The following is a 21,078-nucleotide window of genomic DNA, read 5'->3' as shown; positions in this document are numbered from 1 at the left end:
CGCTCCCGCCCCCACGTCCGAACACCAGCAGTACGCCCGAGGAGGGCGCTCCCATGGCTTCCGCGGATTCCGTACTCAACACGATCAAGATCGAGGACATCTACGCCCTGGGCAACGCCTGGATCACGCTCGGGGACGAACTCCACGAGCGCCGGGTCGCGGTCAACTCGGACGTGTCCGGCATGGAGTGGAAGGGTGCGGCGGGCGACGCGGCCCGGCGCGCCTGGACGGACGCGACCGCCAAGAACCTGGACGACGCGATCGAGACCGCCTGGACCGTGGGCCAGACGATCAACCGGTACGCGGACAAGCTCCACGAGGCGGCCGAGGAGTACGCGAAGAAGCTCAACGCGATGATGTGGGCGGACATCCTCGGCGCCCTCCTCGGCGCGGTCTTCTTCTACCTGGGCCCGCTCCTCGAAGGCGTGCTCGCCATGATCGGACAGCTCATCGCCCGGCTGATCCCGGTCATCGCCACGATGGCGGGACGGCTCGGCCCGATCGGCAGCGCCGTCGTCGGCTCGATCGGCGGCGCCGTGATCGGCTCCGCGTCCGGTCTCGCCTTCGACCTGGGCGTCGGCGCCCTGGGTGCCGCGATCGCGCACACGGACTACGACATCGACTGGAACGCCGAGGCCCTGACCCTCGGCATCGGCGGCGGCTTCGGAGCGATCGCCGGGGGCTTCGGCGGCTACCACGGCGTGCCGAAGCCCGGCTCGCCCGGCGGCATACCGAAGGGGAGCCCGCCGGTGAAGACCCCGCCGGTCCCCAAGACCGACCACACGGGCGGCTTCACGACGGTACCCGGCGGCGGCAAGGACAACCCCTTCACACCCCCGCCCACGCAGAGCAGGCGCGGCGGCAACGACTCCGTGCCGGACGGCTCCGGCAGGACCGCGCCGCCGGTCAAGGGCGGCGTCTCCGTGGGCGACTCCACCCCCACGAGCAGCGGCCCGGCCACCGGCAACCGCCCGCACGACGTCGGGATGCCCCCGCCCCCCGCGTCGCGCGGCGAGGGCTCCGGGAACCAGCGCACCACGGGCGCGCCCGCCCCGTTCACCACTCGGACCGAGTCACAGGAAGGCTCGTACTCCCCGGGCGACCGCTCCGGCGGCGACGGCGCGCGTGCCACGCCCCCGCCGGTCACCACCCCCCGGCAGGGCAAGCCGGACGGGGCGACCAGCGGCGGGACCCCGCCCCGTCCCGCCCCGGGCGACCGCAGCACCGACCACACGACCCCGCGCGGCGACGGCTCCGGCACGGGCGGCCGCGACCAGGGCTCGCGCACGGTGCCGCCGCCCGCCTCCGAACAGGGCAGGCCGCAGTCCGCGCCCCCGGCCCGCGAGCCGGGCAGGCCGGCGCCCGGTCTCCCCGGCGGCGACCGCACACAGAACGAGGTCACGCGGGTCCCCGGCGGCGATCGCACGCGGGACGACGGCGCGCGCGGCGACGCCCCCGTCTCCAAGCCGCCGGTCGGGGACCAGGGTTCGCGCACGGCGCCGCCGGCGCCGGAGCCCGCCAGGCCGGCGCCGGGCGGCGAACGGCCGGGGAGCGACGGCGGGTCGAAGACGCCCGTACGCGGCGACGCGGTGACCCCGCAGCCCACCCGCGACCCGGGCTCGCATTCCACCCCGGTGACGCACGGCGACACGCCCCCGCCCGCGCGCGGGGAGCGGGGCGAGGGCAACGGCCCGCTGCCGCGCACCGGCGGGCGCGACGGGGACACGCGCGGCACCGTGCCGCCGCCCGGGTCCGAGCGCCCCGGCAACCGGCCCGACGGAACGAGCAGCCACGGCGACGACACGAGCCGTGTCACCCAACGCCCGCCCACGGGCGGCCACTCCGAGCGCACCGGCGACCAGGGCGCCCCGAAGCCGCCCGCGCACGGCAACCCGGCCGAGGACGGCCGCACGGGCGGCGGCTCGGAGCACGTCACGCGGCCCCCGGCGGATCGCGGCGGCGACCACGCGGTGACGGGCGACCCGGCGCGACAGCCCGGCGGCACCGGTGGCGAGCGCCCGGGCTCCTCCGCACCGGGCGGCGGCCCCCGCGCCACGGACGACGCGGGTTCGCACGACGGCACCCCGCGTGCCTCCCGCCCGGTGTCCGGCGACCAGCCCGCCGCGCCTGCGCCCGCGCACCGTCCCGACTCGGACGGGCGGACGCAGCAGCCTCCGGCCGGCGAGCGGCCCGGCCCCGGCACGTCCCGTGCCGGTGACGGCCGGGAGACGCACTCGGCTCCGCCGCCGGCCCGTGGCGACCGGCGCGGGCCGGGAGCGGACGGCGACGGCGCGAAGGGGAACGGGAAGGCAACCGGCTCCGAGGGCGAGAGCCGCGCGGGCAAGCCCCTTCCGGAGAAGGACAAACACAGCTGGGGCACTCGTCAGGACGAGGCGGACGGCACCGGTGCCGCTCCGCTGCGGGAGAGCCCCGGTTGGAGCCGGCGGCGCGTGGACCGGATGTGGGAGGACGCCCAGGACAGCGGTCTGCCGGAAGGCCGAACGCGTGCGCTGTACGACGACTGGGTGGACGCCAGGATCTCCGGGGACAAGGCGGCCGAGAACAAGGCCGCTTCCGCCTGGTTCGATGCCCTGGGCGACGCGCGCCGCGAGCAGCAGCTGAACGACCAGCGGGTGACCGGGTCCCAGGCGCGGCACGACACGTCCGCGTCGGCGGTTCCGGAGCCCGCTGACGGTCGGGGGCCGGGGGCGGTGCCCATGAGGGCGCGGCTCCCGGTGGCTCGCGCTCGGGCGACGCGGGTGCGGGCCGGAGTGGCGGTGGCGGTGGTGCGCGTACCGGGCGTACCGGTTTCGGCGACGGTGAGGGCGAGGGCCACGCCGGGCGTGGTGGCGAGGGTGCGGGCGAGGGTCGCGCCGGGCGTGGTGGCGAAGGCGCGGGCCGTGGGGACGGTTCGGGATCGGGGGAGGAGAGTCTCGGTGCCTCTCCGCTCAGGGAGAGTCCTGGGTGGAGCCGTCGCCGCCTGGACGCGATGTGGGAGGACGCTCGGGGCAGCGGGCTGTCGGCGGGCAGGACCCGGGAGTTGCACGATGACTGGGTGCGGGCGCGGGCCACTGGGGATTCCGCGGCCGAGAGCAGGGCGGCCGGGGCCTGGTTCGATGCCGTCGGCGACGCGCGCCGCGAGCAGCAGCTGAACGACCAGCGGGTGACCGGCTCTCAGTCCCGGGACGACACGTCCGCGTCGGTGGTTCCGGAGCCCGCTGACGGTCACGGAGGCGGTGGCCGTGAGGGCGGCGCGGCTCCCGGTGGCTCGCGCTCGGGCGGCTCGGGCGACGCGGGTGCGGGCCGGGGTGGCGGTGGTGCGCGTACCACGCGTACCGGTTTCGGCGACGGCGAGGACGACGCGCGCGGCGGCAAGGACGGCGGACACGGGGACCGGACCAGGCGTGACGGCCGCTGGGACGACGCCGGCCGCGACCGACGCACGGAGCGTGGCGGCGAGGACCAGGACGAGCACGGCGACGGCTCGCGGCGGTTCACGGGCGACGACGACCTCGTGCCCGAACGCTCCGGGAACGTCCAGGTGACGTTCGCCGAGCCCGAGCGCTCGTCCGTCCCCAACTGGCTGGACTCGCTCAACAACCAGAAGCGCGACGGCCTGTGGGACGAGATCCACGGGAACCAGGGCGCGGACACGCGGACTCCTCCTCCCGCTCCGGCCCGTGAGAGTGGCCCCGCCCCGGTCAGGGGCGGCGAGTCCTCCGACGTGGCGCCACCCGTCCGGGACCACGACGACACGTCGTCCGCCCCGGTGCCGAGGGGCGACGGCGACGGCACCCCGGCGCCCGCGCCCCGCCCGGTCAAGGACCCGTCGGCGGTGCCGTCCGGATCCGAGGTCCACGAGGGCGTACCGCGCGATCAGGGGACCCTGGACCGGCAGATCGCGCAGCGGGTGGCGAACCGTACCCCGGCGGAGTGGGGTGATCTTGTCCGGCGTTACGGCGAGAGCCATGACATGACGTCGAAGGAGGCCGCCGGCTGGGCGAAGCACGCGGAGCGGGCGTGGGGTCCCGGTGGGGACGTCGCTCGTTTCCGTGAGCGCTTCGATCAGCGCATCGAGGAGATCGGGGCGAAGCGGGACGAGGGTGCGCGGGAGGAGACGCCGCGTCCGGTGAAGGACGAGCCGAAGGCTCCGGCTCCCGTCAAGGAGGCCCCGGCGCCTGCCGAGGGCGTCCCCGCGTCGCAGCCGGTGAAGCCTGTGGGGACGGAGGGCGGGTCGGCGCTGCCGTCCGGGCACGACGTCTACGAGGGAGTCCTGCGGGAGCAGGGCATCCTGAAGGATGACCAGGGTGTCCACGGTCGTACCCGCGACCGGGTGTACGAGGAGAGGACCCCCGCCTCGGAGGCGGAGAAGGCCCCCGCTGCCGAGCCGGTCCGCAAGCCCGTCGCCGACGAGGGGCAGCGTGAGCGGATCGCGGAGATGTCGCCGGACGCGTGGGGCAGGGCGATGGAGCGGTACGCGCGTGGGCAGGGTCTCGACGCGAAGGAGGCGGCGCGTTTTGGCTCCGCCTATCGCGAGGCGCGGATGGAGGACGACGAGCCGGGGTGGAAGCGCGTCGAGGACGGCGTGGCGGGTCGTTTGCTGGACCGGGCGATCGACCGCCGGGTGGCCGACCGCACTCCTGAGGAGTGGGGTGATCTCGTACGGCGTTATGGCGAGAGCCATGACATGACGTCGAAGGAGGCGGCCGGCTGGGCGAGGCATGCGGAGCGGGCGTGGGGTCCCGGTGGTGACGTGTCCCGTTTCCGTGAGCGTTTCGATCAGCGCGTCGAGGAGATCGCGGCGGCGAAAACCACCGAGGAGGAGACGCACACGCCGCTCCCCGCGACGACGGGCGAGAAGGACGCCGGTACGCGGAACACCGCCGTGCCGGTGGAGGAAGCCCCTCCCCGCGACCACTCCGCCGTCGAGGAGCACACCCCCGCGCGGGCGACCTCTGACGAGACCCGAACCCTCCCCGGCGCCCAGGCGACGCGTGGAGAGGATGACGCCGCGTCCGCGGCGGTCGAACCGACGCGTGAGGTGGGCGATTCGTCCCCTGCCGGAATCAAGTCGGCGCCCGGGGCGGACGATGCGGCTCCCACCGCGGTCAGGCCCGCACCCGAGGCGGATGTCAGGCCCGCACCCGAAGTGAACGTCAGGCCCGCGCCCGAGGTGAACGTCAGGCCCGCACCCGAGGTGGACGAACCCACCGCGGGGACCGTCAAGCCCGCCCCTGTCGCTCCCGCGACGACCGCGCCCGCCCGGCACACCTCCGAACCGGCGGAACAGCGGCCGGCGACGAACGGGCCGGCACCCGCCGACACCGAGCCCGTCGGCGCGCCGGACTCCGCGCCGGCCAGGCCCGGCCCCGCCACGGACGAGCCGGTCCCCGCGCCCGTTCCGCCCACGCCCACGGCGCACCCGCCCACAGCGTCCACGCCCGCGGGGACGTCCCCCGAGCGGGTCGACGGAGGCGGCACCGAGGAGCCGGTGCGTCTCGCCCCGCACGCGCCCGGGCAGTCCTCCGCCTCCGGCCGGCCGCCTCGAATCATCCGGGAGTGGCTGGAGAGTTCGGGCAGCTCGCGTCGTTCCGAGCTCCTTCAGTCGGTGGACCGCGCGGTTCGCCGGCTCGCCGAGGGCTGGGGCGGTGCGGAGGAAGCGGTGTTGCGTGACCGGGTGATAAGCAAGATCACGTCGTGGCAGGCGACGAAGAGCGGCAGGAGTTCCCGCGACGACGCGATCAGGCGTCTCACGCGGGCCATCGAGGAGCGGGGGGCGGAGCCGGCGCCCGCGACGGCCAGGCCCGCGCCCGCCCAGCGCCGCCGGCCGCGTGACCTGGGGCGGGCCAGTTCCAGGCCGCTGCTGCCGGTGCCCGAGCACCGGGTCGAGGTCGAGGGCTTCGCTCCGGCGCGCGGCTTCGAGGCCGAGGTCCACCTCATGCGCGTGGTCGTGCCCCGCGATGTGGACGACCGGACGCTCGACACACTGGTGAGTGTCGATGGCCTGCTCGACATCACCATCGACCACGTGGGTGAGCACGCCGTCCTGGAGATCGTCTCGCGCCCGACTCGTTCCCTGGTGCACGGCGAGGACGACGGGCGCGCCGAGCCGGAGGCGGTGGAGACCGCCTTCCGGGACGCTCTGTACCGGATCGCGAACGCGCCCGGCACCGCCCGTTTCCCGGCGATCTTCCCCGAAGCACGCGGCTACCGCGTCGACATGGACGCCGAGGAGCTGTGGCTCCAGGAGCACCCTTCCTCGCAGATCCTGGTGCATCACACGGTGGCCGTGCCGGTCGCCGGCTACACGAAGTTGCTGGCGCACGTGCTCGGGCACATGCGTCCGGCGGCCGGTCCCGCGCTGACGGCCGCGCACGAGGACGGCCGGCAGGCGCTCGTCCGCGGTGAGGCGGGCGGCCGGCGCTTCGCCGACTGGCTGGCGGCGAACCCCGAGTACGAGGCGCATGTCACGGAGTCCGACCTGCCGGACCTCGTGGGCGCTCTCACCCTGGGGCACGTCCAGGTGGCGGCGGCTTTCCGGGGCCGCTTCCCCAGGACGAACCACGCCAAGGACTGGGCGGCGGCCACCTCGCGCGATTCGCTCGGCGCCGTCCGTGCCTCGCTCGGCGTGGCGCCGCGCGCCTTCCTGGCGGACCAGGCGGACGTCCTGGCCCAGGAGACGGCCGCCGCCCTGGGCCTTTCGGCTGATCCGCTGGCGCAGCCGTTGCGGGACATCGGGCTCGGGCAGCCGCCCACGGTCGGGGAGTACCTGGACAACCTGCTCCGGGAGCAGCCCGCGCGCGTCGTCCGCCAGTACGAGGCGCTGGAGGTCCGCTCCGACTTCGAGGAGCTGGACAGCAACCCCGACGCAGCGGGGCGTCCACGTATCGTGCCGGCGGCCGTGCGGGTGGAGGTGCGTTCGTACGCGCCTGCCGATTCACGCGACGACGATGTCATCACCCAGTCGGACGCGCTCGCCGAGGTGTCACGCAAGACCTACAACGAGGCGCGCGCGATGCGCGGTCTGCCGCCGGTGGGCGGCCCCGCCCTCCACTCCGCGCCCCCGGCGCCCGTACTCGACCGGCCGCGCGCGGCCACCGTCGAGGCCCCGCGCCCCGGCTCCGTGCCGTCTGCCGAGCCGCTGTCCGCGACGCGGCTGTCCCCGGCGCTCGCCGCGCTCGCCGACGCTCTGCCCGGCATGAGCGCGCGGGAGCGTGCCGCGCGGGTCGCGGCCCTCGCACCGGGCGAGCGCGCCCGGCTCGTCGCCGATCCCTCGCTCGTCCGTGAGATGCGCGCGACGCTGGGCGACGACGGGTTCCGGGAACTGGCCGCCGAATGGCTGGTCGTGGTGCCCGACGGCGTCCACGACCCGGTGGAGGCGCGTGCCGAGGCGCAGCGCCTGGTCGGGGAGATGACCGCCGACGCCGACGTGGCCGAGGCCCTGCTCACCACGGGCCGTCAGCTCCTCGTCGTACCCCGCGACGTCCCGTTCACCGACCTCGACGCCTTCCACGGCCTCCAGGGCGCCCCCGGCCGCTCGCTGAGCGCGGCGCGCGGCGGCTACGCCCGCGGGCGCGCGGGCGTGCCGGAGGAGAACCTGCTCGGCGAGCCCGCCGCGGTCCACGGCGCGGGCACGTACGCGGACGGCTACTCCAGCGCACGCCACGAGTGGGCGCACGCCGTCGAGTCCGTCCTGGACGCGGCCGACCGGCAGTGGATCAAGGACGTCTACGACGCCAAGCGCGCCGCCGAGGCCGCCGGCGAGACCGTTCACTGGCCCGACGGCGCCTTCCCCAACTACTCCTCCTCCGACCGGCACGAGTACTTCGCCCAGCTCACCACCGCCTACCACGCGGCCAATGCCGGAATCGACGAACTCTCCGGATCGCGCCGCAACAACGGCGCCGACTGGGTCGAACAGCACGACCCCGCGCTCCTGCCCCTCCTCCGGCGCCTCTACGGCTCCGGACGCCCCGCCGGACACGACGGCTTCGTCAACCCGCTCACCCTCACCGCCTTCCGCGCCTTCTGGGCCCGCGTGGAGGAGGCGCCGGAGCCGGCGCCCGCCCCCGTCGCCCCCGTTGCCGAGCCCCACCCCCTCGTGCCGCACACCGCTGCCGGGAGCACCGTGCGGCACCTCGCCCCGCCCGCGGGGGACGGCTCCGCCGCGCGGCCCGCCATCGATCCCCGCATGGTCGGGGTGCTGCGCCGCGCCTTCGGCGAAGGCGTCGAGCGGAGCGGCCAGTTCCCGCACCTCTACACCGCGCTGCACACGCTCGTCGGCGCCCACCAGGCCACCCCGCGCTTCACCGGCACCCCCTTCGACTTCGACACGGTCGCCCGGCGCGTCCTGCGCGTGGACCCGGAGCAGCGGATCGACCCGCAGCGGCGCATGGAGGCGTTGCAGACGGTCTCCAGCGCCTCCCGGGCCGGGTGGGCGGGCGACCTCCCCTCGCTCGTCGCCTACCGCGTGGGGCGCATGGGGGCTCTCGGGCCCGGCTCGGTGCTCACCGACGCCCACGGCGCCTTCCTCGGCCGCAACCTCACCGGCCACCCGGGGCTCACGCTGGACGCGAGCCACGTCCTCGCACCGCGGGACGACGACCGCCTGCACGCCGCCCCCGGCCCCTGGACCGGGACCCGCGGGCACGTCGTCGTCGCTGAGCGCGACGAGGAGAGCGGCGGCGTCCTGGTGGCGCTCGGCAACGGCGACACGATCCCGCTCGACGAGGACGAGTTCGCCGCGCTCGTCGCCGCCGACCCGCAGCGCGACCCGCAGGCCGCCGTCGTGGTGGGCGTCGGTCCCCGCACGGGCGACACCTCGGAGGTCCTGACCCGGCTCGTCGCGGACGCGGCCCGCACCCGCGCGTGGGGCGTCACCCGCCCCTACCGGCTCCAGCCCGTCGGGGACGGGGTCCGCGCCTTCGCCTTCCCGCCCGTCGCGGACGGCGAGACCGTCCCCGTCGGCCTCTGGGTCCCCGCCGACCCCGGCCTCGTCCCCGCCCCCGGCCCGACCATCCAGGCCGGCGACGGTACGACGTTCACCGACGAGGACGTGCGCTCGTACCCGATCGTCACCTCGGACGGGCGCGAGCTGACCGGCCGCGCGCACCTCGACGAGGGCGACGTCGCCCGCCGCGAGGAGGCGTTGCGCCAAGTCTCCGACATGCTCTACTACTACGACGACCTGGAGCCCGTCCCCGGCCTCACCCGCGGCGCCTCGGGTCCCCTGCTCCTGCTGCCGCGCGGCCTCGGCGGCGCGTACGTGTCCATCGGGCACGGCGAGCGCGGCCGCATCGTCGTGCCCCGCCACAGCACCGACGCCAACCACGCCGTCCCGCCGCGCGAACTCGGCGGTGTGCTCGCGCGGCGGCCCAGCGTCCAACGCCTCGCGCCGGACGTGCCGTTGTGGCTCCTGTGGTGCGAGATCGCCATGGTGCGACCCGGCGCCGACCCGCTCGCGCGCCCGGCGGCGGCGCAGGAAGTCGCCAACCAGACCGGGCACCCCGTGCTCGCCTCGGACGCCACCGTCGCCATCGAGGAGGCGCACGACGGGTACCCCGCGCGCGTCGTCAAGACCGACGACCCGGCCCGGCCCCGGTACAGGTGGTACCAGTTCCTGCCCGAGCCGGACGGGCGGCGTCTCGGCGCGCTCGCGGACCTCGCCGGGCTCCCGGCGGACACGGCGCGGCGCACCAGCCGTGTGCTGCGCTGGGTGCGCGCACTGCGTCTCGTCCACGGCTTCGACATCGACACGCGCCCCGACCGTCAGGAGGAGTTCCACGCTCTCCTCGCCGGCTTCGGCGCGCTGGAGCGGCAGCGCCTGTCGCAGGGGGCCGAACCGCTCACCTGGCAGGAACTCGAAGACCTCACCCACGCCTCGGCGCGGCAGTCCGGCGCCGAGCCCGGCCCGGTGACGGCCGGGACGCTGCACCGGATGCTCCACGCCGCCGGCGCCGGGACGCTGGGCCTGCCCGCCCCGCGTCAGGGCGGCGAGGTCCGGCAGGCACCCCCGGTCCCCGAGCGCGCCGCGCCGGGCACCTCCGACGTCCTGCTCGCCCCGCCCACGCCCCCGGCTCCGACGCGGGAAGCACCGGCGGGCAGCGACCGTGTCGCCGACATCGTGCGCATGGTCGAGGAGATGAGCCGCCGCGCCGAGGAGCACGAGGCAGCGGAGACCCGCTCCGCCCCGGAAGCGGAGCGGGGCGCCGGGACGGAGACGGCACCACTGGAGGACACACTCCCCGAGACGGCGCCGGCCACCCGCGCACCGGTCCCGGCGGACGAGCGTCCCGTCCCCGTGCGGGAGGCCCCCGCCGTCCGGGAGGCCCCCGCGCGGGCGACACCGGACGCCTACCTGGCGGAGCGCGGCCTCGCACCCGTGCACATCATGCCCATCGGCGACACGCTGGCGCACCTGCTGACCGCCGTCGCCCCGGCCGAGACGGCGGCGCTCGCGCGAGGCGAACGGCCCGCCACCCCCGCCGAGTTGCGCGAACGGTTCGCGCAGGCGCTCGCCGCCGACCTCGCCCTGCCCGAGGACCGGCGCACGCTCGCGCTGCCGGCCGACGGCCCCCGGCCCGGCGTCCCGCTGCTCCCCGAGGCCGGGCCGGACGCCCTCGTCGCCGGGGTGCGGTCGGGCGAGGGGCCCGCCTCCTCCGAGTGGCTGGCGCTCGCCGTCGCCGCTCCCGTGCTGGGGCTCCGCCTCACTGTCGTCCTGCCGGACGGCCGGACCTGGGCGGCCGGCCCGCGCGAAGGGCGCGAGGCCGTACTGCTGCACAGCCCGGACCCCGCCCCGCACACCTCGCCGTGGTCCGCCACGGAAGCGGCGGGCGCCACCCGCGGGACGGAACGGACGACCCCGCACCCGCCCGCCGTGCGCCCCGCCGCGACGACGGCGCACCCGCCCGCGCGGACGGCGCCGGAGACCTTCTTCGGCATCGAGACCCGCCCGGTGCCCGAGAGCCGGCGCCCGGCCGGGACCACGCCCGCCCCGCACCCGGAGGAGACCACTGCGAGGGAGACCGGGGCGGTCCGGGCCCGCGAGCGGACCACCCCGAGCGGGACCGGTGTTCCTCCCCGCGAGGCGGCCACCGCGACGGGGACGGAGACCGTCGTGCGTCCCCGCGAGGAGGTCACCACCGGGGAGACGGGAACCGTGCGGCCGCCCCGCGAAGAGGTCACCACCCTGGAGACCACGGAGCCGCCCGCCACCCCCGAGACCACCGGGACGACGCTGCCCGCCTTCTCGCCGTACATCCACGCCTATGGCACGCGCCACGACGGTTCCGTGGGCTTCGTGGCGTGGGAACTGCCCTCCGCCGAGGTGCTGGACGGACTGCGCGAGCAGATCATGACCGCGCTGCGGCTCGAGCCCGGCAGCACGCGGGAGGAGGTCCGTGCCGACCTGGCGGAGGCGCTGGGCTCCGCCGAGATCGCCGAGAACCTTCCGCAGGTCCGTGGCCGCCGGGGCCACCGCCTCACGGTGCGCGTCGGGGACGTCGCGCACACGGTGGACGTACGGATGCGCCTCACCGCGCCGGGCCCCGACCTGCGCACGGGCATCACCCGGAACCTGCCGCGTACCCGCCGCCTGGAGCGGCAGAGCGAGGGCGTCCAGGCCCTCACCTCGACGCAAGGGTCCGGCACTTCGCGCACCGTCACGCTGCCCTACGTCGCACTGCCCGAGCCGTTGGCGGGCCCGGTGCGCTGGGTCGCCGTCACGGTGGCGCCGAGCGTGACTCTGCGCCAGCGCACGCTCAACGTCGGCCTCAGCGAGAGCCTTTCGGTCAAGGTCCTCCAGCGCGCGGGCGACGACGCGGGCGCCGTGCGCTTCGACGGCGTCTGGCAGGTCCGCGTGGACGCCGACGCGGACAGCGCCGAGGGCTGGGGCGACGAACGCGTCCACGGCCCGATGTACCTCTGGTTCCCGGGGAACCGGATCGGCGCGGAGGGCACCGCGGTGACGCTGCCGCGCGCCGCGGGGCTCGACACCTTCCCGCTGTGGGGTGTCGAGGACGTCCTCGACACCGATGTGCGTCCCGCGCAGGTGCTCGACCACCCGGAGCTTCCCGGGCTGCGTGACCTCGGCGAGGAATCACGCCAGGCGCTGGAGGGCTTCCTCGACGAGCAGATGAACCGGGGCTCGCTGCACCTCCAGCGCGACCGAGGCGTCATGTCCCCGCTCCTCACCGACGACCGGGGCACGGCCCTGGGCCTCGTCCGTGTGCGCGCCGTCGTCACGCCCGGCGAGCCGACCGCCCGGACGGCCGACGGGGCCAAGTCCCTCGAGATCCGGTTCACGCACAGCACCGGCACCGACCGCACGGCGCGTGTCGTCAGCGGCGCGGGACTCTCCGTCAACGTGGCCCCCGGCTTCACCGCGAGCACGGCGGCCGGGCACCCCGGCGCGGCCGACCGGTGGGGCGGCCGGGTGTACGCCAAGTTCCTCGGCTCCTGGCAGTCGGGCGACACGCTCGCCACCGGCTCCAAGGCCGGGCTGATGCACGGACTCACCACCTCCAGCGGGCAGTTGCTGGCCCCGGCCGCCGTCACCTACGAGTTCAGCTTCCTGCGCGCGGGCGGCGGGACGCAGGGTCCCGTCCGCGTCGTACGCGGCGAGGAGAGCGTCCAGCTCCGGCTGCTGCCGCAGGACACCGCCGCGGGAGCCGCCCCCACGGACGAGGAACTGCGCGCTCTGCCGCCGCACCTCGACAGCCTTGCCGCCATCGGCTACACGGCCGTGCCGCTCGCCCTCGACGGCGTGGACGAGATCTTCGACCGTGCCGAGACGCGGCTGCGGGAGCTCCGCTACCTGCCGCCGCTGGAACACCGGGTGTGGGAGGGGCGGTTCCAGGAGCGGCTCGCCCGTGCCCAGCTGGCCAACCTCCAGCGCTTCGAGCAACTGCGTTCCGCCATCGGCCGCGCCGCCGCGCTGCCGGACGGAGTCGAGGGCGGGCGCCCGCTGTGGCTCGAACTGCCCACGCTGACCGGCACCACCCGCGCCGAACTGCGCCTGAGCGTCACCCGGGACCGCGTGCCGCGCGCCGGGGAGACGGGGGCGCCGGCCGCCCGCCACGAGCTGCGGCTGCCGGACATCGGCACGGCCGCGACCGGCTCGCACGAGGCACGCGGCACGCGTGAGCGCTCCACCGTGCTCGGCGCCGGCGCCGGATTCGGCGGCGGTCCCCGCCAGCCGGCGGACAACTGGGCGGTGGACTACGGCGCCGACGGCGTCCTGAACCGCACGTGGACCCAGGCCGCCACCGGTGGCTCCGCCGTGGCGACCGAACAGGCCCTGGCCAACTCCAGCGAGGGCACGGAGATCTTCGCCGTGCCCGCCCGCGTCGCGCTCGACCTCTACGAGGGCACGTCGCCGGAGCCGGTGGCCCGCTTCGCCGAGCCGCCCGCGCCGCCGCAGCCCGAGACAGGGACCGCGCCCGGCGGGCGGATCGCCGCCGGTACGGCCACCGAGGAGGACACACCGGGCCTCGACGTCGTGCCGGGCACGGAGACCACCCGGCTCCGCGACCTCCCGCCGCGCGCGGACACCGCACCGCGCACGGGAACCACCCGCGCGGACGGCACCGAGGGCACCGGGACCACCCGCGCCGAACCCACCCGCACCGAACGCACCCGCACCGAACCCATCCGCGTCGAAGGCACCGAGGAGACCCCGCGCGAGCGGCCCGGCACCGAGGAAGCGGTCGCTCCCCGGCCGCCCCAGGCGCCGCCCGGCACCGCGCCCGCGACCGTTCGCCTCGCCGTCTCGCACCACCGCACGGAGCCGGGCACCCCCCGGCCCGCGGAGACCGGCACCGGCACGGAGGCCCCGGCCGGACCGCGCGAGGTGCCGGAGGTGCCCGCGTACACGATCCGCGCGCCGCGTACCGGCCCCGGACAGGACAACGACCGCACCCGGCTCGGCCTCGTCGACGCCGAGGGCAGTCCGCTGCCCGGCGTCACCCGGCTCCCCGACGACGCCACCCCCGACATCTTCCGGGGTTCCGAGGCGATCCAGGAGGCGCTGCGTCTCGTCGCCGCGGGGACGTACCCGGGGCGGCCCGACTCCGGCACCTTCGGCCGCGTCGCCGGTGCCGTCGCGCGCGGGGCCGCCGTCCTGCCGTTCGTCTCGTCGGCCGGCGCGCACCTCGCCGGGCAGGACCCGCGCGACCGGGGTGCCTTCGCCAACCAGAGCGCCTACCAGCAGCTCCGCGTCGCGAGTCTCCTCGCGCGCGCCCACCAGATCCTCAACGGCGTCTACACCGCCGAGGGGATCGTCCTGCCCGGACTCGGCGCCGACCGGCACCTCGCCGTCGACGTGGAGGGCTACCTCCACCACCCCTCGGTGGCGGCCACGTTCCCCGTCTCGGGCCAGAGCGACGTCAACGCCACGGACCTCGCGGCCACGCGGCGCACCCGGGGCAGCGCCACCACCGGCACCTTCGAGGTGACCGCCCTGCGCGGCGCCCCCCGCCCGACCCCGCAGGGCACGGTGGCCCGGATCATCCAGGGCAACGTGGCCGGCACGCTCTCGCGCGCACACCGCGGCGAGCACTTCGACGACGTCGCGGCGACCAGCGCCACCACCCGCGGGGGCACGGAAGGAGCCGACCAGCACCTCGTCACGGCGGACCTCACCCTGCTGCTCACCGTCCGGCGCGGCACGGCCAACGTCCTGGGCAACGCCGTCGGCCTCGGCAGCGCGCAGGACATCACGCTCGCCATCGACATACCGGGCGCAGTGCAGTTCCGGCTCTCCCCGACGCAACTCCTGCGCGAGGCGCGCTGGTTCGCCGGCATCGAGGGAGTGACCGTCCCGGCCGCACCGACCGAAACGGTGTCGCTGCCCGACGACTTCGCCCGCACCCGGACCCCGGGCTTCGGCGCCGTCCTCGCCGTCACGCAACTCGACGACGCGATCACCCGCAGGCCGCGCCGCGACCGCATGGGACGGGAAGCGATCCGGCTCGTGGAGCGCGTCGCCCCCGGCGTCACCCGGCCCGGCCACATCGCGCATCTGCCGGGCGTCGCCTCCCGCATCGCGGACCTCACCGCCTCGCCGGGACTGCGCGCCCTCGTGGCGCGCGGCTCCGTCAGCCTGTGGTTCCGCTACGGGGCCCGGACCGACGCCCGCCTCGTCGAGCTGACACTGCACGCCGAGACCGAGGCCCAGACCCCGGCCCTGCGCCGCGTCCAGGGGCGTCCCGGCGCGGAGAAGACCGGCGTCGAGCAGCAGTCCACGCACGCGCCCGCGAACAGGATCGAGAGCGACACCGTCTCGCGCGTCGTCACGGGCCTGCTCGACCTCGGGCTGCGCGCCCCGCGCGGGGGCCCGGCCGGCTACACGGACCGCTGGTCGGCACTGCCCTCCGCGAGCCGCTCCCACGCCCTGACCCGGCGCTCGGACCGCACCGCCGACGAGCGCTTCTGGCAGCGCACCGACAGCGTCGCGGACTTCGACCGCGTCGGCTACCGCCTCACCGCCTCGGTGCGCACCGCCCTCATCCCGGCGGACGTGTTCGACCTGCTCGGCGGTCTCCTCGGCCGGGGGCTGACGGCGGTGGCGAACCGGGGCGAGCGCTCCGTGCTCCGGGCCGCCCTGGACGGCTTCCTCCACGGGGTACCCGTCCAGCAGGTCACCGTTCCCGCCGACGTGGCACTGCGCTTCGCGGCGGCGGACACCCTCGCCCACGCCGCCGAGGAACGGGCGGCGCGGGCCACCGCCGAGTGGACCCCGCTGCGCCCGCGCGTGAGCGAGCAGGACCCGCGCCTGGTGCCGGCCGGCGCGGAAGGGGCTGAGGACGGGCGCCCCTTGCGGGTCCATCCCCGCTTCGTGCCCACCGGCACCACCCCGCTCAGCCACTTCAACGGCTTCCCGGAACTGGCCGAGGCGATCCGCACCGTCTCGCCCGGCGTCGAGGGGCACTGGGGCCTGATGGCCGACCGCAACCCGGACGCGGCCGACGCGCGCCTGACCGAACTCGCCCACGCCGGACGCGGCGCGGCCCTCACCGCGCCGGGTACGGCTGCCGGTCTCCACCCCCGGATGCCCGGCAGCTGGCCCGTCCTGAGCGAGAACGGCTCACGCGTCTCGCTCCAGGTGAGCGTGTACGCCCCCCGCCCCTTCGCGCCGGGCACCTCGGACATCGCCGCGGACAGCGCCAGGACACGCACGCGGGTCGACGTGAGCACCGCGAGCAGCAGCCGGGGCCTCGAACTCGGCCAGCGCTTCGCGTTCAGCGCCACCCGGCGCAACGACCACGTGGCGGGCGGCAGCCAGCCCCTGCTCTCGGGGCAGCCCGTCACCCGGAGCACCGACAGCAACGTGACCACCGGCGGCCAGCAGCGCGTCAAGACCGGTACCACTTCCGAGGGCGACACCTACACGCACCTCGCGCACGCCGACGTGGTCGTCACCGTCAGCGGACCCGAAGGCGACCGCTACGTCACGGGGAGCGTCACCGTGCGGGCCGGGGAACGCGACCTGCTCGGCTACGGCGTCGTCACCACGCCGTCCCAGCCCTGGGCATACGACATGGCCGCGCTGTTGCGCGAACGGCGTGGCGCGCCCACCGCCCCCCGCGAGGCGTCCGTCGCCGCCCCGGCGTACGACGCGGCCGATCCCCACGCCTGGCGCCGCGAACCGGTCACCGAACTGCCGCGCGTACTCGCCTCCGGCCTCTCCCCGGAGCCGGACGACGTACAGCTGTGGGTGGACCTCGGCGACGACCCGGACGGCGCCGTCCTCGCCCGCGCCCTCTACGTGGGCACCCGCGTCGCCGAGATCGCCCACCGCCGTGTGGAACTGGCCGTGCGCGGCGCCACCGGGCTGCGGTTCTGGCCGCTCGACGCCGACGGCTCCCTCGCCGACGTCACCGTCGCCACCCGGCCGGGCTGGGAGGAACTGCGCACGGCCGGCCGCACCTTCACCGCCGAGACCGCCGCCGAGGCGACGGCCGTGGCGCGGTGGCAGCCCCTGGACGCCCGGCTGGAGGGCCTGCGCGGGGACGTCAGGGAGGCCGAGGGCACGAGGGAACGGCTGCGGCTGCGCGCGCAGGAGGCGCAGATGTCGCACCAGGAGGCCCGGTCCACCGAGAACGGCGTCCGTGCCCGGCACGGAGAGGTGAACGCCCTGCTGACCCGGGCCGAGCGGGACATCACCACGCGCGAGGCCCAGGTGAAGGAGGCCGCGGACAAGCTCCACGCGGCGGACGAGCGGGTGCGCCTGGCGCGGGAGGCCGCCGCCCCGTCACCGGACGGCACGCCCGTCCCGGACACCGCCGTCAGCGCCCTGCACGAGGCCGAGCGGGCCCAGCGCGAGGCACTGCGCGAGCTCGGCGGCAGGGAAGGCGCGCTGGAGACGGTGCGCGACGACGTCGACCGGCTCACCGGGGCGCTGCGCCGCCTGGACGAGGAGCTGACGAACGCCGAAAAGGTCACGGAGTCCCGCCGGCTGGCCCTCGAAGAGGTCCGGGAGACCCACCGTGATGCCGTCGAGAAGCACGAGGAAGCCGTGCGCGTCCTCGACGGCGTCACGGGGGAGGTGCGCCGCCTGCGGGAGGAACAGCGGGAGCACCACGTCCTGGCGCAGCGGGCGTGGCAGAGCATGGCGGGCCTGGCCGGGCGCCTGGGCACCGACCGCTGCGCCGAGCTGACGGGCGGTTCCGGCTTCCCGCTGGACACCCTGACGCCGGGCTCCCGGGGGAGGTGAGCGCGGCCCGCCCGGGGCGGGGACGCGCAAGGGCCCCGGCGGGGATCTCCCCGCCGGGGCCCTCACGACGGCGCCCGCTCCGTTCGGCCCGGCGTAGCCTCGCTCAGCTCAGCACGGTCCAGCGGCTGTCGGCGTCCGTACCGCACTTGTCGAGCTGGAGCTGCGCGGCGCGCTCCGTGGAGTCGTCCCTGACCTCCAGGCACAGGCTGTCGCTCGCCTGGTTGCGAATGCGCACCGTGCCGCCGCCCGCCGGGTCGAGCCACCACTGCTGGTTGTCGGGGGTCGCGGTGTTGCAGACCCCCTCGACGGCGCCCCAGCCGGGCGGCAGCCCCGCGTACCCGGGCAGGTCCAGGCACAGACCGTCCTTGACGTTGACGAAGGAGACGAGGTCAGAGCCGCCCGGCCCCTTGCCCGCGCCCCGCACGACCATGCTCCACAGCTGGTTGTCCTTGTCCGTGCCGTCGCAGTAGTACTGCATGATGGTGTCGTCGGGCTTGCCTCCGTCGTAGCCGGTGACGTCGGCGCACATGCCGCTCTTCGCGTTCTTGAGCAGCACGCGGGAGTGCCCCGCCGACAGGAGCCGGTCGACGGTCGTCCCCGCCGGCTTGCTCGGCTTCGCCTTCGGCGAGTGGGAGGGCTTCGTCTCCACCGGAGGCACGTCGTGACCCGCCGCTCCGCCCCCGGCCGGGGGCTGCCCGGCCGGCTTCTTCCTCTCCTTGTGCTGCGCGCCCGGCGAAGGCGACGCGGAGGGTGAGGAGGGAACGATCCGCCGCTGCTGGGCGGCCTCCTCGGCGGCCAGATGCTTCTTCGTGTTCTGGTCGGACTGGTAGCTGCGCCAGGCGCCGAAGCCCAAGGTGGCCCCGGCCGCGAGCGCGAGCACGGCCGCCGCCCCCGCGACCTTCGTGCCCACCCGGGAGCGGTCCCCCGGCTGCTGGGCGGTCTTCGTCAGCGCGTCGACGAACCGCGCCCGCTGTCGTCGCTTCGCGTCGTCCTGTTCCGTGTCACTCAACGCTCGTCCCCAAGTCAACGATGATCCAGTTGCAGGCGGCCGGTCGCCCGCGCGTCCGGCTTCGCCGCCCTGCCCCGCCCGGTCCGGCGGGAACGGGGTGCCGACCCCCCGCGGCGGTGCCGCACGGCGGAGTCGTTCACGGGCGGTACACCGGAGCGGCGGGCCCCGACGCCGGTACGGCAGCGGTCTGTTCACCGGACCTCGACACCGTACAGCTGACGCTCGCGCAGGAGTTCCGCCGCCTTCGCCAGAGCCTCTGCCAGGCGGCGCCGGTAGGTGCTGAAGGAGAGACGCGCGTGGCTGGCCGCCGCCCGCTGACTGCGCGGACCGCTCAGATACGTGATCTCCAGGACCTCGCCGAGCTGCCGCTGCCCCGTGGACCCCGACAGCCGCTCCACGGTCTGCACGAGCACTTCGCGCAGCGCCGCCGCGTCTCCTGCCGGGGGCACCAGAGGCGTCCCGAGCAGCGGGCTGTCGGCGAGCAGCCGCAGGTCCTGCGCGTCGCGGTAGGCGTGCTTGACGGCCTCGGCGAAGGCGGGCCAGGGCAGTTCGGCCTCCGCGGGGCCGTTCGCCGGGGCGGTCGGCGCCGCCGGGTCGTCGGTGAGTAACCGCTCGAACAGCGCCCCCGACCACGCGGTGAAGCCCGTACCGCGCCAGTCCTGCACGTACGGGAGCACCACCTCGCCCTCCCGGTCCGTCACCGGTGCCTCGCGCCGCTGCCCGTACAGGCCGAGGAGCGTGGGCAGCCCGGGGCGCCCCGCGCGGGTGCACGTCCAGCTCACCGCGAGGCGCGGAACCGTCGCCCACAACGTTGTCAGCGCGAAGGCCGCCGCCGCCGGGGAGCCCGTGCTCCACCGCGCGAGGAGTATCCGCTCGCCGCGTCGCAGCGGCGCCCGCTCCCGGGTACGGGCCAGCGCCGCCTCCGCGACCGGGTCATCGGGCAGCCCCGTCGCCCCCGCCTCCAGCCAGGGGGCGACGAGGACGGCGGCGAGGGCGCCGCCCTCCTCCGCGAGCGAGAACGCGGACGGCTGCCGCTCCCACCACGCGCGTGCCGTGGCGGCCGCCGCCGGACCGTGCTCGGCGCCGAGTACGTCGAGGATCGCGTCCCTGTCCTCCGCGCGGGCCGAGCGCACGTGCAGCCGGTCCGTCCCCTCCCACTCCACGGCCTCCCGCACCGCCCGGCTCACGCCGCCCAGATGGGCCAGCGCCGCCCCGAGCGCCCAGCGCCCCCCGGTGCGCCGCGTCAGCCGCTCCGTCACATGGGCGTGCAGCACCCGGTGCAGGCGCTCGTACTTCTCCAGCCCGCGCCAGCGCAGGTCGGCGAGGAGGAACCGGCGCACGAGCGGGTGCGGCACCAGGCCCTCGGTGGTGCTCTGCACGAAGGAGAGGCCGCGCAGCCAGTTCCCGAGCGCGTGCGCCTCCGCGACCGGCACGTCCAGCGTGTGCCGTATCAGTTCCTCGGTCGTGACGCGGGCGAGGGCGAGCACCGCGAGCGCGTCGCTCCGGGCGGGGGAGGGGCTCTCGCGCAGCAGCAGACGCAGCAGTTCGCACACCAGCTCGGGCGAATCCTCCGGGGCGTCGGCAGGTCCCACACCCTCTGCCTCGGCCTGTTGGCGGGCCTCCGCGAAGAGCGCGAGAGCCAGGGGCAGCCCGTATGCCGCCCGGGTCAGGGACGGGACGGCCGCTTCGGGCACACCTCGGTCACGCAGCAGCCGTGCCGCCTCGGCGTCGCTCATCGGGCCGAGTACGGCCGTGTGCAGCACGTCCCACCACTGCGGATCGGTGCGCCACTCCGCCGAGGGAGGCCGTCTGGCGCCGACCAGGACCGGGCGCGAGGCGGGCAGTCCAGGCAGGTAGACGTCCCGCAGCCACGACTCCAGGGGGCCGAGCAGTTCCCCCGAGTCGATGACGAGCAGGTCCGGCTCCGCCGGCCCGCCGGGCGCCTCCAGCGCGCCGAGGAAACCTTCCGGCGTCGGGGCCGTACTGCGCATGTCCACGACGCGGACCGCCTTGCCCGCCTCCCGCGCCTCGGCGACGAACCGGCGCAACAGCGTGCTCTTGCCGACCCCGGCCATCCCGTGCAGCCACAGCACCTGGCAGCCCGGCGGCGTGCCGAGCAGCGACTCCCGCAGCAGGTGCAGCTCGGCCGCCCGGCCGGCGAAGAGCCGTTGCCGTCGGGCCGAGGCCACCCCCGCGCGGTAGTCGGCGCGCGGCGCCTGAGGGGAGGGGGCTATGTGCATGGTCTACCTGTCGGACTGCTCAGGGGCGCCGTCGGGGCGGCGCCGGACGGGCGGGAACCGGAGGGCGGGAACCGGAGAGGCGGGAAGGGAAACCGGGGGGCGCTCGAAAGAGCTCG

At 76.2% G+C, this 21,078-nt stretch carries 4 protein-coding genes; 2 read left to right on the top strand and 2 right to left on the bottom strand.

Annotation, left to right across the window (positions count from 1 at the left end):
• The first annotated feature begins 53 nt into the window (after positions 1–53).
• Both GHR20_RS04275 and GHR20_RS04270 read left to right on the top strand, forming a co-directional pair.
• Entirely contained in the window at positions 54–3,152 is a 3,099-nt protein-coding gene (locus GHR20_RS04275) for a hypothetical protein (RefSeq protein WP_153812281.1), read from the top strand.
• Positions 3,041–17,713 carry a hypothetical protein gene (locus GHR20_RS04270; RefSeq protein ID WP_153812280.1) on the top strand — a complete coding sequence of 4,891 codons (14,673 nt, stop codon included), beginning with the start codon at positions 3,041–3,043 and terminating at the stop codon, positions 17,711–17,713. Before GHR20_RS04275 ends, GHR20_RS04270 begins: the two co-directional genes overlap by 112 nt.
• Positions 17,714–17,816: 103 nt before the next feature.
• Here GHR20_RS04270 and GHR20_RS04265 read toward each other — a convergent pair whose 3' ends face one another.
• Together GHR20_RS04265 and GHR20_RS04260 are read right to left on the bottom strand one after the other, a co-directional pair.
• Positions 17,817–18,722: an RICIN domain-containing protein gene (locus GHR20_RS04265; protein WP_153812279.1), complete on the bottom strand. Its 906-nt coding sequence runs from the start codon at positions 18,720–18,722 to the stop codon at positions 17,817–17,819.
• Positions 18,723–18,913: 191 nt separating this feature from the next.
• A complete protein-coding gene (locus GHR20_RS04260; protein ID WP_153812278.1) occupies positions 18,914–20,962 on the bottom strand; it encodes an ATP-binding protein in 2,049 nt (682 codons plus the stop codon).
• Positions 20,963–21,078: the final 116 nt, after the last annotated feature.

Source organism: Streptomyces sp. SUK 48 (assembly GCF_009650765.1).
Taxonomy (GTDB): Bacteria; Actinomycetota; Actinomycetes; order Streptomycetales; family Streptomycetaceae; genus Streptomyces.
This window is presented reverse-complemented; position numbering and strand designations above follow the sequence as displayed.